Source organism: Weissella sp. LMG 11983 (assembly GCF_025908495.1).
Lineage (GTDB): Bacteria > Bacillota > Bacilli > Lactobacillales > Lactobacillaceae > Weissella > Weissella fermenti.
The window spans coordinates 11470-28212 of sequence record NZ_JAOZFD010000002.1 but is presented as its reverse complement, the minus strand read 5'-3'; the positions used below and the strand labels follow the sequence as shown (position 1 = coordinate 28212).

Annotated in this window: 12 protein-coding genes and 1 pseudogene; all 13 read right to left on the bottom strand. The window is 45.1% G+C overall.

Features of this window, described 5'->3' with window-relative positions; all coding sequences use genetic code 11:
- Positions 1-16: 16 nt before the first annotated feature.
- Entirely contained in the window at positions 17-865 is an 849-nt protein-coding gene (locus OIT45_RS09675) for a helix-turn-helix domain-containing protein (RefSeq protein WP_264340042.1), read from the bottom strand.
- Between the two features lie 120 nt (positions 866-985).
- The gene (gene yfmH, locus OIT45_RS09670; protein WP_199403657.1) at positions 986-2275 is read right to left on the bottom strand and encodes an EF-P 5-aminopentanol modification-associated protein YfmH; all 1290 of its coding nucleotides are present in this window, start codon (positions 2273-2275) and stop codon (positions 986-988) included.
- A complete protein-coding gene (gene yfmF, locus OIT45_RS09665; RefSeq protein WP_206767440.1) occupies positions 2268-3536 on the bottom strand; it encodes an EF-P 5-aminopentanol modification-associated protein YfmF in 1269 nt (422 codons plus the stop codon). Before yfmF ends, yfmH begins: the two co-directional genes overlap by 8 nt.
- A gap of 151 nt (positions 3537-3687) precedes the next feature.
- On the bottom strand, positions 3688-3918 hold the full coding sequence (locus OIT45_RS09660; RefSeq protein ID WP_135798067.1) for a hypothetical protein: 231 nt from the start codon (positions 3916-3918) through the stop codon (positions 3688-3690).
- Between the two features lie 125 nt (positions 3919-4043).
- Complete coding sequence (locus OIT45_RS09655) at positions 4044-5546, bottom strand: gluconate:H+ symporter (protein WP_112464080.1); 1503 nt, start codon at positions 5544-5546, stop codon at positions 4044-4046.
- 410 nt (positions 5547-5956) lie between these two features.
- Complete coding sequence (locus OIT45_RS09650; RefSeq protein ID WP_199403658.1) at positions 5957-7336, bottom strand: gluconate:H+ symporter; 1380 nt, start codon at positions 7334-7336, stop codon at positions 5957-5959.
- Between the two features lie 112 nt (positions 7337-7448).
- Positions 7449-8990: pseudogene (gene gntK, locus OIT45_RS09645) on the bottom strand (gluconokinase).
- Between the two features lie 192 nt (positions 8991-9182).
- Positions 9183-10127 (bottom strand): hypothetical protein, encoded by a 945-nt coding sequence (locus OIT45_RS09640; protein WP_264340041.1) that lies wholly within the window; start codon positions 10125-10127, stop codon positions 9183-9185.
- A gap of 2 nt (positions 10128-10129) precedes the next feature.
- On the bottom strand, positions 10130-10672 hold the full coding sequence (locus OIT45_RS09635; protein ID WP_161690545.1) for a hypothetical protein: 543 nt from the start codon (positions 10670-10672) through the stop codon (positions 10130-10132).
- A complete protein-coding gene (locus tag OIT45_RS09630; RefSeq protein WP_264330141.1) occupies positions 10662-11912 on the bottom strand; it encodes a glycosyltransferase in 1251 nt (416 codons plus the stop codon). The genes OIT45_RS09635 and OIT45_RS09630 overlap by 11 nt, the downstream gene beginning before the upstream one ends.
- A gap of 270 nt (positions 11913-12182) precedes the next feature.
- On the bottom strand, positions 12183-13133 hold the full coding sequence (locus OIT45_RS09625; protein WP_135798075.1) for a 3'-5' exoribonuclease YhaM family protein: 951 nt from the start codon (positions 13131-13133) through the stop codon (positions 12183-12185).
- On the bottom strand, positions 13130-15457 hold the full coding sequence (locus OIT45_RS09620; protein WP_199403661.1) for an ATP-binding protein: 2328 nt from the start codon (positions 15455-15457) through the stop codon (positions 13130-13132). Before OIT45_RS09620 ends, OIT45_RS09625 begins: the two co-directional genes overlap by 4 nt.
- Entirely contained in the window at positions 15447-16640 is a 1194-nt protein-coding gene (locus OIT45_RS09615; RefSeq protein WP_199403662.1) for a metallophosphoesterase family protein, read from the bottom strand. Before OIT45_RS09615 ends, OIT45_RS09620 begins: the two co-directional genes overlap by 11 nt.
- Positions 16641-16743: the final 103 nt, after the last annotated feature.

The window sequence follows — 16743 nt, the reverse complement described above, 5'->3', positions numbered from 1 at the left end:
ATCCACCCCACTAAGTTTAGCGTTGGAACGTCATGTTGGCGTTCCAAACGATGGCGTTGTTGTTCATCAAGTTAACTTCTGAACCGTCCAATGACATCGTCGTAACCGTTGCGTTACCGATTGAAACGCTGACACCAGTTACCGTAGCAGGAATCTTAACGTCTTGGTTACCGTTAGCTTGCAACGTACCATTCCACAAAACAGTGCCGGCTGCATCCTTAACTTGGATCCATGACGCACCAGTTGACTTCAAGTTCAACGTCATTTCCTTGTCGGCTGGCGCCTTAACAGCAGCGTACGTTACTGTGTTACCAGCTGCCGTACCTGTACCAAGCTCAACCTTGTCATCCTTCTTCTCTGATGACTCCTTCTTTGAAGATTCCTTCTTAGAAGATGACTTCTTTGACTCGTCAGTCGTTGACTTTGATTCTGATGAAGCAACAGATGATACCTTTGAAGTTGTCACTGAAACAGATGACTCGTTCTTACTGTGTTGCTTTGCTGAACCAGCAAATGAGGCAACAACAGCCCAGATAACGGCGATGATGGCGATAACAGCCACACCAATCAAAATCTTTGGCATCATTTGGCGCGTCTTATCAGCAGCCGTTTCTTCAACCTTGTGCATCCCCGCACGCGTCACGTTATCTGCGTCAACGCGAGCTCCGCTTAAATCAGGTTCAACTTGTTCCGTGGTGATATCGTGATTTTGCATAAAATCAGCAACATCAAGACCAACTGCAGCAGCATATTGACGCACGAATGCACGTTCATAAAATGCCCCTGGCAATTGATCAAATTGGCCATTTTCAATCGCAGCTAGGTAGCGCTTTTGAAATCTTTGTCGTTTGTTGAATATCGTCAAGGGATAGCCCCTTATCAAGACGAGCCTTTTGTAGCTCTTGTCCGATGACGCTGTTGCGTTCTTCGTTCATTAGTCTCTCATCCTTAACTTTTTTTATCAGTATAATTGCATATATCTATACTACCACATATTATCGACATTCGGACGCGCAATAACGGTCGAAAGGTCACTAATTTCGGCATGCATAAGTATGTCATAAACGCTTTGCACATCTAGGCTCTGCAAGACATTAATTTCATCACGCAAAGTGGCAAAATCAAAGGTTTGCCCCTCGAATCGCGTGACAATTTCTTCGAGTTGATTGAACTTGCTAATCAAGCGACCCAAGGCATCCTTTTTCACCAATTCAAAATCTGCAGATAGCTCGTTGAATCGTTCGGCCAAGTTCGTTAACTCATCTGAAACTGCATCAATCAATTCATCAGCTTCAGGTGTTTCGGCGGCAATGGTCAAAAAGGCCACGCCCCGTTCCCAGTCAAACTCAGCACTGAATGTATCATCAATCATACCCGAGTCGTACCACATCATATAGGTTGGTGAAAACTCACCAAATACCAAATCAACTGCTAAGCTACCCGCGATGGCAATACGTAAGGCCTCCATGCCAGTTGGCATTATCGCCCCATCATACCAGCGTTGACCAATCGCAATCTTTGTTCGCACAATGTCCATATCCACTTCAAGCGGTTCCGTAATAACCGGTGCAAATATCTTAGCCGGTACCGTGATATTATCATTTGCTTGGCGTGAACTAATTGGCGCATCCATCACGAGTTGACGGACTGCATCAATGTCGAAGGCACCAGCCACGACAATATCCATGTTTTCTGGGCGGTAAAACGCATCAAAGGCGGCCTGCAAATCAGCCGGCGTGACGCTGTGCACCGATTCAGTGGTTCCAGCAATATCATCAGCCATCGGATCACCTGGGAATAGTTGACCCAAGATCATGCGATACAAACGTGCATTCGTATCATCTTGATACATATCCACTTCTTGTGAGATGATATCGCGTTCACGAACAACAGAACTCTCTTCGAAATAAGGCTCTTGTGTGAAGTGCAACAATTCTGAGAAGGCTGCATATTCATTAGCTGGTGCCGTCATAAAGTAGCTTGTGCGTGTCTGCGTCGTAAACGCATTAGCATTCGCCCCAAGTTCGCTCATACGCGAAAAGGCATCATATCCAGGTTGCGCAAACAACTTGTGTTCCAAGAAATGTGCTAAGCCAGCTGGTTGCTTAACCAATTGACCCTCTTTCATAAACATTTGGTCACGCGCACCAAAATCAACCGTCACCATCCCCACGAATTGGTGGAAATCAGGGCGTGGCAAAATGTGCAAGCGTGCCCCGTTTGGCAACGTTTCGTGACGCTCATTAGGCGCAAAACGACTTAATGCATCAACCATTAGCCTTACCTCCTACCAATTCATAATGAAGTTGCTTCGTCACTGCTCGGGCAACTTGTTGGACTTGTTCGGCTGACACAGCATCAACTGCAGCCAGCCATTCTTCAGGGGTCGTATGATACCCGATTAACTCTTGATTCTGAACGCGTTCTGTAATACGACCAGGTTGGTCAAGCGAAACAACATAATCCGCCTTCATCAAGCGCTTAATCATGTTTAACTCATCGTCACCGACAAGTTCCGTTTGCAAACGCGTCAATTCAGCATCGATACGGTCCTCAGCTTCAACCAATTTACCGTGATCAACACCTGATTCAACCATCAACAAACCTGTATACGGATTGTAGTCAGAATAAATCGAGTAAGCCAGGCCAGCTGTCTCACGCACGTTCATAAACAAACGTGAAACGGCAAGGCCACCGAACAAGGCATTAAAGACGAAACCTTGAAAACGGTCGGTCTGTTCCAGTTTCAATTGATACGCCAAAATCAAACGGGCCTGGTTCACCTTATCAAGTTCCACTGTGCGCTTTACGGCTGGAAATAGTTCTTGTTCATAATAAGGATTTCCAGCGATGGCACGCGGTTCCAACGGCAATTGCGCCACTGCTTGTTCAACCGTTGCCGTGTCCACATCACCCAATACGATAATATCCACACGGTCGTGCGCCATCGTATCCTGCCAAGCATCCCACGCATCTTTTGGTGAGACCTTTTCAAGAATCTCAGTGGTGCCGTATGCCGGTACGGCTTGCACTGGATCAGTGAAATAAGCATTGATTGCTTGGCGGGCCGCATAGAATGGCTTTTCCTCTTGCAGTCCGGCGATTTCATCTAATGCAATTTCACGTTGGCGTTCAAAAACAGTTGGATCGAAGCCATGTGCAGCATCACCCAATGGGTTGCACATCATCTCGCGAATAAACGCAAAGCCATCGCGCAACAAACTCTGTGAATCCGTTGCAAAATCATCATGTACCAACGTCATGCGCAAGCGCAAAGTGTGCAAAGCGCCTGTCTTCAGTACATCAGTACCAAATGATGCCCCATACAAGTCGCTTAAGACACGTGCCAAAGCGGTTTGTGAGGGATATTTTTGTGAAGCTGTTTCAAGCATGTTACTTGCCAACACACGGCCTCCTAAAGAAGCCACGTCGTGTTGACGGGTAAAGTTAATTAATATTCTTGTCGTTGCAAATTGCTGAGTTGGCAAAATATGCAGAAAAACGCCAGGTTGAACGGTTACTGTAGTCACTGACATACCTTCTTTTCCAAACTAAAAGCGCGCTGGTAATGAACGCGCTTGTTTTTTATTGTCGTACAATTGGAGTCTGCGAACTCGTCATAGTAACGAATAATTTGTGCAGAAACTAATACTATAAGTATAAACTTCTGCGTCCTATTTTACCAACTCAATTTCCCTGGTCGTCAGCTTCTTCCGGTGACTCTGCGCTCACCGGATTCAAACGCATATATTCAGATACAAACATAAATACGCTAACTGCTGCCATACCAACCAATAAGACAACAACACTCCATGTATTCAACACGGGCGCTGTATAGTGCAAAAGGTACAAAACAAACAGAATGCCCGTCAGGTTGTACCACACCCATCGGACCCATTTATTATGCCAAATCATCATGATACTCTCCCTAAATCATTTAGTTTGTGAAATATTTAATATGTTTATATTTACAAATAAAAAAGCGCAAACTTCGATTAAAGTTTGCGCTTTTTGTGAATTGACGTCAGAAGTAAGTAAAAATCCTATGAGAACAATGCTGACAAAATCAAGATAACAATCAATCCAACAACTGAAATAATTGTTTCAAGCACTGTCCAAATCTTCAACGTTTGTGGCACATCCAAGTCAAAGAATTCCTTGAACATCCAGAAGCCGGCATCGTTAACGTGTGAAGCAGCCAATGAACCGGCACCGATTGCCAATACCACGAAGGCTGGGTTAACAGCCGTTTGGTTAGCAACCAATGGTGCGACGATTCCGGCAGTCGTCAAACCAGCAACCGTAGCTGATCCAACTGAGACACGCAAGATAACGGCAATCAACCATGCGAAGATGATTGGTGACAATGACGTGTGTGAGAATGCTGAAGCAATAGCAGTTGAGATACCACCAGCAGTCAAGATACCCTTAAAGGCAGCGCCACCACCGATAACCATCAACAAGTTAGCGATTGACTTCAAAGCTTCTGACATTGATGAACCAACTTCGCCCATCGTACGTCCTTGCTTTGGTCCCATTGACCAAATAGCAAAGGCCATTGCGATAACCATGGCGATAACTGGGTTACCAAGCATGGCGATGATGCGGTCAAGCACCGTTGGGTCAGTCAAGTAACCGTGTTGTGCAGCAGGCGTCAAAGCCTTCCATGCTGCATCACCAACCATACCACTGTAAACTTGCTTTCCGCCGTTGTGAGCCAACGTGTAAATCGTTGAAATCAACATGAAGAACACAGGCATCAATGATGTAACAAGTGACAAGCCAAATGATGGTGTGTCTTCCAACTTAAAGGTCTTAACTTCACCAATAGCATCAAGCTTCTTAGTAATCTTAAATGCCTTTGGCTCAACCTTTTGGATCAAACGTGTAAACAAAGGTCCAGCAACCAACATTGCGACGATGGCAACGATGATACCGTACATCAATACGACACCGATGTTAGCACCCAATGCGTTCGTAACTGCAGTTGGTGATGGCTGTGGTGGCAAGAATCCTTGCGCAGCTGACAAGGCAGCAGCCATTGGAATTCCCAAGTAAAGCAATGATACCCCGGCTTCCAAAGCGATTGTGAAGACGATAGGAATCAAAACAACCAAACCAACTTCAAATAGCAATGAAATTCCGATGATGAATGATGCACCGGCAACCGCCCATTGCAACTTTGACTTACCAAACTTGTTAATCAAAGTTGAAGCGATGCGGTATGATCCACCAGCATCTGAAACCAAGCGACCGATCATTGATCCAAACCCAAAGACAATGACCAACTCACCCATCGTACCACCGATACCATTCTTCAAGGCATCAGCGATTCCGGCCGGGTTCATTCCCAAGCCCAAGGCGACCAAAATTGAAGTAATGATCAACGCAACGAATGTGTTAATCTTGGCCTTCAAAATCAAAAATAGCAACAATGCAATACCAACTACCAAAATCAAGAATGGCCAAACGTTAAAGCCGTTTGTCATCCATTGGAATAATCCTGTCTTAGGATCAGTAGTTAGGCCAGCGAGTAATGTAAGCATCTCGTCTTACCCCTTCTCAATTAAAAAATATCTCAAATGTGTTCTGCTCATGAAAACGATTTCATAAGTTAACTTAAATATTGTACACCTTTTGTAAGCGCTTGCGGGTAATAAGTTCATTAAATTTTTAATCAGAGTTATTTCATTGTCGGGATATCAGAATAAAAAAAGTCCGATATTTTGGTTTGCTTTCTATACGGGATATTGGTTGTATTTTGGGCTTATGGTTATTTTTGTTTCTTAAAATTAATGTTGATTTTGGGTCGTCGCTTACGCGCCGAAGCATGTGGGTTGGTTGGGGTGGCGGTGCTCCGAATTGTTCCAAAACGATTTGTGCGCTAGCACAACACAAACCACAAAAAGGCCCACACAGCAAATGCCATGTGAGCCTTAATTGAATGTTTATTTCGTTATAGCAAGATAACTGCCATTGCCAAGATAACAACCATACCCGTCAATGAAATAATCGTTTCCAAAACAGTCCAGATTTGGAACGTTTGCTTGATTGACAAGTCGAAGAATTCTTGGAAAATCCAGAATCCAGCGTCGTTAACGTGTGATGCGATCAATGATCCGGCACCGATTGCCAAGGCAACCAAAACTGACAACGTTGGGTTGTGTTGTGATTGCACGATTGACAATACGATACCAGCCGCCGTCATACCAGCAACCGTAGCTGAACCAACTGAGATACGCAATACAGCAGCAACTGCCCAGGCGAAGATAATCACCGTGATAGCTGACATGTGACCGTTAGCTGAGAAGATTGAGGCAACCTTGTCTGACAAACCACCGTTTACCAAGACACCACGCCATGCTCCTCCACCACCGACGATCAACAAGATACCAGCAACTGCGCTCATACCGTTGTTCAATGATGCACCGATTGATTGTGCTGACTTCTTTTGCCATACACCCATTGAGAAGATGGCAAAGATCAAAGCAATCGTCATAGCAACAGCTGGCGTTGCCAAGAACTCAACAACCTTATCGAAGTTTGATGGGTTCTTTGGGGTAACACCACCCGTGTAGATCATCTTGTAAACCGTTGCGATGATCATGAAGATCAATGGGAATACTGACGTGATAACTGACAAGAAGAATGATGGCGTCTTGTCCAACTCGTATTCCTTAACTTCACCAACTGCCTTGATTTCCGTCTTAAATTGGAATGCGTCAGGGGCGTACTTTTGAGCTAACTTTGTGAACAAAGGACCCGCAACAACGGCCGTAATAACTGACACAATCAAACCAAGAATCAACGTCAAACCAATGTTAGCACCCAATGACATAGCCACGGCCGTTGGAGCTGGCTGTGGAGGCAAGAATCCTTGTGCTGATGACAAGGCAGCCGTCATTGAGATTCCCAAGTAAAGCAAAGGCACACCGGCTTCGATGGCCACCGCGAATACGATAGGAATCAAAAGCACCATTCCAACACCGAAAATCATTGAAATTCCGATGATGAATGAAGCAATCAAAACAGCCCATTGCAAACGCTTGATTCCAAACCAGTTAATCAACGTCTTAGCGATTCGGTATGAACCACCGGCATCGGCAACCAATCGTCCGATCATTCCACCGAAGATGAAGATAACTGAGTTTGAACCCAAGATATTTCCCATACCTTGGTCGCCCAATACAGCGTTTGGAACATCCATTGGGTTCATACCCAATAGCAATGCCAAGATGAACGCCGTAACAACCAATGATACGAACGTGTTCAACTTGAACTTAACAATCAAAACAAGCAAAATCAAAATTGAAATTGCCAACATAACGAATTCCATCGTTTACTCCTTAAGTAGGTAAATTATCTATTAAAAACGATTGCTCACAGTACCGGCAAATTGTCATGCACTGTGAGCAATATTTTATTTTTTATCTGCTTTTCGCTCAGGACTACTTATCGCCCTTGTTTACGTGCTTACGTTGGAAGTTCGCAATGTTTGCGTACTCCGTTTGCAATTGACGTGCCAAACGAATAAAGATTGGCGTCAACTCACGGTAAGCTTCGTAGTTTTCTGGGTTTGGATCGTACGTGTTTGAATCACCGACCATGTCGCCGATAACATCCAAGCTATCAACCATTCCCAAAGCCTTTTGTGCCATAACAGTAGCAGCCAAAGCTCCTGACTCGAAGGCCGTTGGCACCGTAACTGGTTGCTCAAAGATGTCGGCTGTCATTTGACGCCACAAAGCTGAACGAGCAAATCCACCAGTTGCTTGCACTGACTTCAAATCACCAACAACTTCTTCAAGGGCCAAAGCAACCATGTAGATGTTGAAGATGATACCTTCTAGCACCGCGCGAACCATGTGGGCACGCGTGTGGTTGTGCGTCAATCCGAAGAATGAACCACGGGCGTTGGCGTCCCAGATTGGGGCACGCTCACCACCCAAGTATGGGTGGAATAGCAAACCATCAGCACCGGCAGGAATCTTTGAAGCAATTTCCGTCAACAAGTCATACGTATCAACACCCATCAAGGCAGCCGTTGACTTCTCGGCGTCAAACATCTTGTCACGGGCCCAACGGAAGACATCTCCACCGTTGTTAACTGGTCCACCGACAACCCAGTGATCCTTGTCCAAGGCATACGTAAACGTACGTCCCTTTGGATCAATCTTAGGTGCATCAGTTACGACACGGATGGCACCTGACGTACCAATCGTCACAGCGGCAACACCAGGTTGCACAGCGTTAACACCCAAGTTTGACAAAGGACCATCACCAGCACCATAAACGAATGGTGTGTCGATATCCAAGCCCATAACAGCAGCGTATTCCGCAACCATGCCACGCTCAATCTCGTATGGCTCAACTGGTTGTGGCATTTGCTCCTTCTTGATACCAGTCACTTCCAAGGCTTGTTCATCCCAATCCAAGTTGAAGATGTTGAACATTCCTGTTCCTGAAGCAATTGAAATATCCATCTTGTTGGCACCGAACAAACGGTTGAACAAGTATTCCTTAATTCCCAAGTAGTGGGCAGCGTTGTTGTAGATATCTGGCTTTTCGTTCTTCAACCACAACATCTTTGACAAAGGTGCCATTGGGTGAATTGGCGTACCCGTCTTGCTGTAAATCTCTTGGCCCAAGCCAGTTGACTTCAACTCTTCCGTGTACTTAACAGCGCGCGTATCAGCCCAAGTGATAACGCGTGTCAATGGTTGCCAATCCTTGTCGAAAGCAATCAATCAGTGCATTGCAGAACTGAATGATACACCCAAAATCTTGCCACCGTTTGCACCGCGAACGACCTCAGTCATAGCATCAACGAAGGCTTCCCAAATTTCGTTTAGGTCCTCTTCGGCCATGTCTGGTTCGTCACGGTAAAGCTTGTAACCCTTGTTTGCACTGGCAATAACATGCCCTTCAGTGTCAAACAAAACAGCCTTAGTTGACGTTGTCCCCAAGTCAACTCCGATCAAGTATTCCATTGTAAGACCTCTCAAATCTTCACTAATCTTAATTACTTCTGAATAGTACTTTACTATTTTATGTAAAAACCTTTCACAATGCAAACGTTTTCGGCGTAAAGTTTTTTCTCATTATCCCTGTACTGGTACATTTTATTAACAAAAAGAATGTACAACACGTCACAAGCACGCGTTATACATCCTTTCTACATACTATAAATAGCCATTTTCATCTAGGACAGCTAGTGAATGGTCAGTCCAAGTGTCCAATTTGGCACTGTGAATAGTCATTTCAAAGATAACTTCAGTTGCCAAATCAGCTTCCGTCATGCCATCCAAGAAGCCATGGATTTGATCACGGAACAAATCTGCCACAGCATCCAAGTGATAATCCGCCCGAACCACGCTCACATTGTTACTGCTAATTGTTGCCCCATCACGAGTTGGTGGTGTAAAAATTGCCACCTTGCTGTTTGTCATTTCGGCAATCTTAGGCGTATCAGGTGCTGAGGCCATCAACCAAACATTTGGTCGGTCAGGCACCTTCACAAAACGCATCAACCGGCTGCTTGGTTGGCCCAATTCTTGTACAGAAGAAATGATGACGCGATTTGTCATCTTAGCATAACGTTGAAACTTGCCAATACCGGCTAATTGTTGCTTGGCAACCCCTTTGTCAATGTGAGCAATTGCTTCATCAATTGAATCAAACTCATGCTCACTATCCACGTAATACAAAATCTGTGGAATCAACGGTCCGATATCACGCCCTTTGTAATAGAACTGGATCCAACGACGACCAGCGTGCAATTCACCTGAATAACGACGACGAATCTTGCTAGCCTCGCGCTGGAAGAAACGCTTAAGTGGTCCAACGTTGCCCAACTTGTTCCAAATGAAAGCCGTCACCCAAAGGAGAATGAAGAAAATCAACACATCGACTTTTGGCAGATATTGCAAGCGATCGTGCACATCCAGTGGTGAGAACAAAAACAGCGCCAATAAAGCCACTGAACTTACAAGTGACAAAACTAGCATCGTCACTTGTCGGACGCGCTTTTGCATACGGAAAATCTTATTTGCCGTAACTTGACGGTGCTTCATGTTCAACTCACGCAGCTTCATGTGTTCAATAATTTCTGCATCTGTTTGTGTCATGTTTATTCACCGTCCGTCATTTCAAAATACTTAATGCGGTCACGCAACTCATAAGTTTCCACATCATCATAACCCGCCACACGAATATTCTGACGTTGCATACGGAAAGCACGTGGTCCGTATTTGCTGTCATACATTTCTTCAGCTAATGACATGCGATACGCAACTCGTTCAGCATCAACAGTTAATCCCTTTCGTTCATGACGCGCACGAAGAACATTAATGATGTACAACACCAAGAAAATAACGACGAAGAAAATCAACATTTGAAAGAAAAAATGCGTTGCATCTTGCCACATCTTAAATCCTTCACGATATGACCAGACTGTTTCACCCTTCTTCATATACGTTGCCAGCATCGTTTTAACTGTGATATAGATTGGCAAAGCAGCGAAGAAAACACCGATTACCATTAAGATGGCTTGCCAAATCTTAGTGCCGATGTGCCCTTTACCAAAGAACCAATCAACCGTGACGGCATCTTCATTCGATTCTTTTTTCACGTAGCTTGGTGCAGCCACCGTACGATTATATTTACTTTCCATGACTTAACTCCTCATTAACAGCTGCCAAACTTTGTGAACGCTTAGGCGACTTCCAAACACCGCCTTCATCACCAGATAACACTTTTAAGAAGGTTGGCACTGATTCCGTTACCATTGCGGCAGTATTGACCATCCAATAAATCATCAAATACCAAGGCAGGAACAAAAGATACTTCAAAGTCTTCCCACCATCGTTCATATAAGATGAAAGTACACCTTGAATAATTCCGACGGCAAATTCAATCGTGACAAACATGGCAACCATGTACCAGCCGTGCACGAAACGTTCCATATTACCCGTCGCAAAGAAATAAACTTCCAATGCGATGAACAACAACATTGAAACCCAGTAAAAGAAACTCCAAACGATACTAAAGGCGTAATCAATCACGATCGGCAAGTTTGACAGGTGCTTGATTGGATGTTGTAGCAATGCGCTAGTTTTCGTTAGTAGCACATAGATTCCGCCTGATGCCCAACGGCGACGTTGCTTAAACATTGCACGTAGCGTTTCCGGCATATCCAAGAAGAATCGGATGTGCGGTGCAAACAAGGCCTTCCACCCATTGATTTGCATATCCCAAGCAATCGCAATATCTTCCGTTGGTTGCTCAGCTTGGAACCCACCAACGTCAAACACTGCAGCTTTGCGATACATCGTATTAGCTCCTGAGAAAGCAAACAAGCCACCATATGCCATTTGTGAACGCTTAATCATGCCCACAATAGAATTCAATTCATTCATTTGCGCCAAAGCTGTCATCGTTGTGCGATTAGAAACCAGCATGTTACCAGTAACAGCGCCAACGTTTTGCCCACCTTCGCGCTCAAAGTATGAGATGTACTTCCACAACGCATCTGCTTCCGGCTTCGTGTCAGCATCATTAGACAAAATAAACTCACCCTGCGCGTAACCTAATGCGATATTGAATCCGTGTGCTTTACCACGATTATCAACAACTGTCAGAACACGTAGTTTTTCAGGGAAGCGTGTTTGTAACACTTTCAAGATGTCAGGTGTACGGTCGGTTGACCCATCATCAATCACAATAATTTCATAGGACGTATCCGGATAATTTAGCTGCGTTGCCAAATAAACAACCGTTGATTCAATCGATGCTTCTTCGTTATGCGCTGGCACAAATATTGAAACAAACGGCGTTTCTCCTTCTACATAATTTGGTAATTGGCGACGCTCATTGAAAATGCGTTGATAAATACTTGAAACAATAAACGCCATTCCCCCAATAATTGGGTATGAGACCGGAACCAATACCAAAAAATTAACTATATGATCAAATAACCACTCGTACATGCCCTTTTCTTTTCTCCACTTCTCTTAATGTTTTCTTACTAAACTAAAGTAGTTTAACATTAATTATCAAAAATTTTTCGTAAATCCAAAAATTGTAAAGTTACGGAAAGTAAGTTGCCATAAAACAGGACAATTTAGCGGCTAAATATTTCAAATGTAACAAAAAAGGAGTCAAAACGACTCCTTTGGTTATGCTTATTTAGTTGGCTTGTAAACTGACCGGTTATCCAATGCCCACTGACGTTGTGAGAACTCACCCGGTTCCGTTTCTGCCAAGGCATTATCAAAACTTTGAATATTAGCATCCAATTCATCAAGTTGGTGCAAAATGTTGGCTTCCTTAACAACTGGACGAACCGGCGAACCATATTCCATCAAGCCGTGGTGGGCCAAAACAGTGTGACGCAACAACAGCATCTCTTCACTGTATAAATCCATGTTCATTTCATTGGCGGCCAAGACAATTTGCTCATCAATCAAGACGATGTGTCCAATGAGGTTACCAGCTGTCGTATATTGTGTGGCGATTGGCCCCGTCAATTCAATTACCTTGCCCAAATCATGAAGTAAGGCACCGGCGTATAGCAAGCTTGCATCCAAGCCAGGATATTGCTTCACCACTGCTTGCGCCAAATGTACGATTGAGAGTGTATGGAATCCTAACCCACCTGCAAATGCGTGGTGATTACTCTTTGCTGCTGGATACTTGTAAAACTGGTCGTGGTACTTAGCAATTAAGTGACGCACGATACGTTGCCAAGTGGCGTTCGTGATTTGGAACAAAATTGCTGAAACTTCTTCTTCCATTTCAGAGGCCTTCATTGGCGCCGCACTCATAAAGTCAGCTGGATCTTGTGGTTCACCGGCATGCGTTGGTCGCAAAGACAGTACCTTCAATTGTGGCTTATCTTGATAAATTTGGCGAACCGCTGTCATAAAGACAACCATACCGCTCTTTAAAGTGTTCGCTTCTTCTTGCGTCGCATCCCACTTCATCCCGCGGATTTCCATTGAACGGTCCGCAACCGAAACTGCCAAGTAACGCTTACCTTGTTGCGTCACTCGTGGATCAACTTCCTTCAATAGGACGTAAATTTCCATTCGTTCATCAACTTGATATTCTTTTAGTTGTTTTGCTTCTGTCATTTCGAAGCCCCCTTCAGTTCATTCAAATCCAATACATGATCCGCGGCAACTTGATGTGCCGTGAAATACAAGACCTGTTGTTGGTTACCCGCCATTTCTTGTAGCATGTCAATCATGGCTTGGCGACGTTCACGATCAAAGTCTACAAACGCATCATCAATTAATAGTGGCAATTGAATGCTCTCCTTAACGGCTTGCACAAATGCTAGGCGCAAAGCAACATAAACTTGTTCCGCTGCACCCTTTGATAGCTGACTGACATTAAAGATTGCCCCATCATGACGCGTCACTTTAATTAAAGTCTTTGTTTGTGAAATTTGCGTATAGTTTCCTTGCGTTAAGCGTTGCAACAAATCGCCGGCATAGTGAATCAATTGTGGGAATCGGTCACCAATGGCGGCATCCAACGTTTTAGCAACCCATTCATTAGCCAAACGGTTCACGAAATAAGCCTTCAAGTCAGCTGTGATAGCCGCTGTTTGGTCCGCGATTTGCTGTTGTTGGGTTTCGATTGACGTATCCGTCAACAAACGCTGTTGTTGGGCTTCCAAACGAGCCAGTGTTTGTTGCACCTCATTCACTTCTTCTTGCAAACGTAACGTCACTGCTGATGGATCAGTGTCATCCACCGTATCACTGGCAGTGGCCAACGCATTCAAATCAGCATCCCCAAGTTGTTCTCGCAACAAATCAGCTTCTTGCATCATGGCTTGGGTGCGGGCTGCCAGTTCACGTTGTTGCAATAGTTCACCAACGGATGTGACGCCCAAAACTTGCAACAACTCATTCAATCGTTGCTGAAGTTTGGCCTTCTGCACCACTTGTTGGTCAGCCGTGCGGTTATTTGCCCGCAACTCAGCTAACTTTTGACGATAATCACTTTCAGACAATTGATATCCTAACCAAGCCAACTTCTCTTCCAATGCCTTTTGTTGTGGCATGACAGCTTGTTGCGCAGCCATCAAATCAGCTAGCTGTTGCGCCATTTGGTGACCTAAACGCACATCAGGTTGCGCATTCAACACCATCTCCGGTGTCATATCACCGTATTCGGCTGGCAAATCAGTTGATGCCGTTACCCGCTTAGGCAATTTAAAGAATAGGAATGCCCCAATTGCACCTAATAGGATAATTGCTAAGATTCCCGGCAAAACTTGGTGACCAAGAATCAAACCCAATCCGGCAACAATTCCAAACGCGATTGCCCCAATACCGGCGCGCTGGTATTGGCCAGAAACTGCAATTTGTGGCCCACCTTGCAACTGGTTCACTTGGAATGGCGTGAGCTCTGGTGGGAACACTTGCCAGCGGTACTTTGCCAATAACAAACTCGTTTGGTTTTGTATATCCGCTTGACGCCGAGCAGCTTCACGTTGCTGCTGATTCAATTGGTCCAACGCATTAACCGCTTGGGTAGCGTCATCTAATTGTTCATCAGTAACTGTCGCTTCAACCGACACGGTTTCTAGCGCCAACAATTGTTGCTGTACCTGCTCGGCCTCCTCAGCCAAGCGGGTGTCGATTGGTTCTGGCGCATCTGCAAGTTGAGTTGTGAGTTGTTGCCAACGTTGATAAATCGGTACCAGCTGTTGTTGCTTTGCTTGTGATGACAAATCAGTTGATAGATTACGTTGGCGCTCAGTTAGCGAGTCTAAACGTGCTTGAGCAGCCTGTTGTTGTTCAGACAAAGTACGCAAGGATGGTCGCGCTGCAATAGCTGTTTGTAAGTTATCTTGCGCTGTCTGCAACGTTTGTAGCGCTTCGTTTATCGGGCGACGAGCTGTTTTCGTGACACCAAATTGGCTCACCGCCTCTTGCTCCCATTGATTTGCAATTGCTAACCATTGCTCCGACCCTGGCGTTGCCAGCAAGCGCAAGTGTTCCGCAAATTCATCAGGACGTAGCGCAAAGATTTGCGTCAACGCATCCTGATCGAAACTGAACACCGCTTGGTACAAGTCACGGTCAACCGGTCCTAAGAGCTCAGCTAGCATCCCCTCTGGGTCCGCAAATTCTTGTTGCGTGTCAACCGCTACCAAGCGCGTCGTGGTTTGTGTACGTCCCAAACGAGTTAGTTCATACGTTGTGCCCTCTACTTCAAATTGCAGATGACCACCGTATGGGCCTTGCTCCAGTGGTTCGTAAGTATTAACCTTGCGACCCTTGGCTTGCGGGAATCCAAATAGCATCCCCAACAAGAACTGGTGCAATGTCGTCTTCCCTGCTTCATTCAGTCCTTGAATAACTTGTAAGCCATCCACGAAATCAAAACGTTGTTGTTGCCATTGACCAAATCCGACAATGGTTGCATTTTTAATCCACATCCGTCTGGCCTCCTTGTTCCGCAACACGTAATTTTGTTTCGACGGCTTCTTTGATTTCGGCCATCATGTCAGGTGACAAAAATGACGTCAAAATTGATGCGTCAGTCACCTGCTTCAACCCCAAACGTTGCAACATGTCAAAATTAAACACCACATCAGCCGTCTCGTCCCAATAATGCCGGTCCACTGCTGGCAACGTCGCTGTTAGTGGCGAGCTATCCAGCCGGACATCAAATACATAGAACGCATCATTCGACTTTGATGCACGTGTTAGTGCAGCCAATAATTGACCATTTTCAATCATTGACAACAATTGCGGCGCGTCAGTCTTAACTGTTAGCGACACCAATTCAAATTCTTCTGGCATCCCTAGTTCACGACGAATTTGCGTAACTGCTTCGGCTAAGTCACCCGTCAACGTTAGTTCATGTGTCGTCCAAACAATAGGCGCTACTGGCGTAAATTCTGGTACCAAGCGGGTTCCTTGATTTTCAACCAAGTAATAACCCTTTGCCCCACTTTCATTGCGGTTAAGTCCTTGCAAGCTACCTGAATAACCAACAAACGGTTCTGCTTGCAATGTTTGACGCACGTGAATGTGGCCTAATGCCCAGTAGTCATAATGATGTGCTTGTAGGTCTCCCAAACTGAAAGGCGCATAATCACCCGTCCCGTCTTGACCAAGCGATCCATGGTACATCCCAATATGAAATGCCACGCTAGGTAGCTTGTTCGGGAACTTAATCGCCATGTCTTCCGTGATATGACGCGTTGTGTACGAAAAGCCAGTAATGGCAACGCGTTCTCCGTTAGTCGTCGTCAGTTGCGTAGTTGTGATATCAGCTGGCAAAACCGTGACATTTGCCGGCCAAATTGGCAAAGCTTGCCAATCTTGCACAAAATCGTGATTACCAAAGCCCATCACAACCGGAATATTAGCTTCATCCAAGCGTTGCAAAGCCGTTACCAACGTCAATTGCGCGCGCGTATCAGGTGTTGTCGTATCAAACAAATCACCAGCCAACAAAACGAAGTCAACCGATTCTGCGACGGCATCATCAACCAAGCGAGCCAACGCTGTTTCACTGGCCGTTTGCAAATTATTTTGTAGCCATGCGGGCACATTGGCCAACCCCACAAACGGATTACCCAAGTGCAAATCGGCTGCGTGAATAAATTTCATGCGGTCCACCACTCCTCTTAAAGTCTTTGTGTTCTATTATCCCTGATTAGTCAATATTAGGAAATACCTAACGTTGTTTCTTAACCTTTGCCCACAAGAAAAG

Excerpts from the sequence above, each read along its gene's own strand:
- OIT45_RS09635 (WP_161690545.1), bottom strand. The coding sequence starts at position 10,672 with ATGGAAAGTAAATATAATCGTACGGTGGCTGCACCAAGCTACGTGAAA.
- OIT45_RS09615 (WP_199403662.1), bottom strand. The coding sequence starts at position 16,640 with ATGAAATTTATTCACGCAGCCGATTTGCACTTGGGTAATCCGTTTGTG.
- yfmH (WP_199403657.1), bottom strand. The coding sequence starts at position 2,275 with ATGGTTGATGCATTAAGTCGTTTTGCGCCTAATGAGCGTCACGAAACG.
- OIT45_RS09640 (WP_264340041.1), bottom strand. The coding sequence starts at position 10,127 with ATGACACAAACAGATGCAGAAATTATTGAACACATGAAGCTGCGTGAG.
- OIT45_RS09650 (WP_199403658.1), bottom strand. The coding sequence starts at position 7,336 with ATGGAATTCGTTATGTTGGCAATTTCAATTTTGATTTTGCTTGTTTTG.
- OIT45_RS09655 (WP_112464080.1), bottom strand. The coding sequence starts at position 5,546 with ATGCTTACATTACTCGCTGGCCTAACTACTGATCCTAAGACAGGATTA.
- OIT45_RS09630 (WP_264330141.1), bottom strand. The coding sequence starts at position 11,912 with ATGGCGTTTATTGTTTCAAGTATTTATCAACGCATTTTCAATGAGCGT.
- yfmF (WP_206767440.1), bottom strand. The coding sequence starts at position 3,536 with ATGTCAGTGACTACAGTAACCGTTCAACCTGGCGTTTTTCTGCATATT.
- OIT45_RS09620 (WP_199403661.1), bottom strand. The coding sequence starts at position 15,457 with ATGTGGATTAAAAATGCAACCATTGTCGGATTTGGTCAATGGCAACAA.
- OIT45_RS09625 (WP_135798075.1), bottom strand. The coding sequence starts at position 13,133 with ATGACAGAAGCAAAACAACTAAAAGAATATCAAGTTGATGAACGAATG.
- OIT45_RS09660 (WP_135798067.1), bottom strand. The coding sequence starts at position 3,918 with ATGATGATTTGGCATAATAAATGGGTCCGATGGGTGTGGTACAACCTG.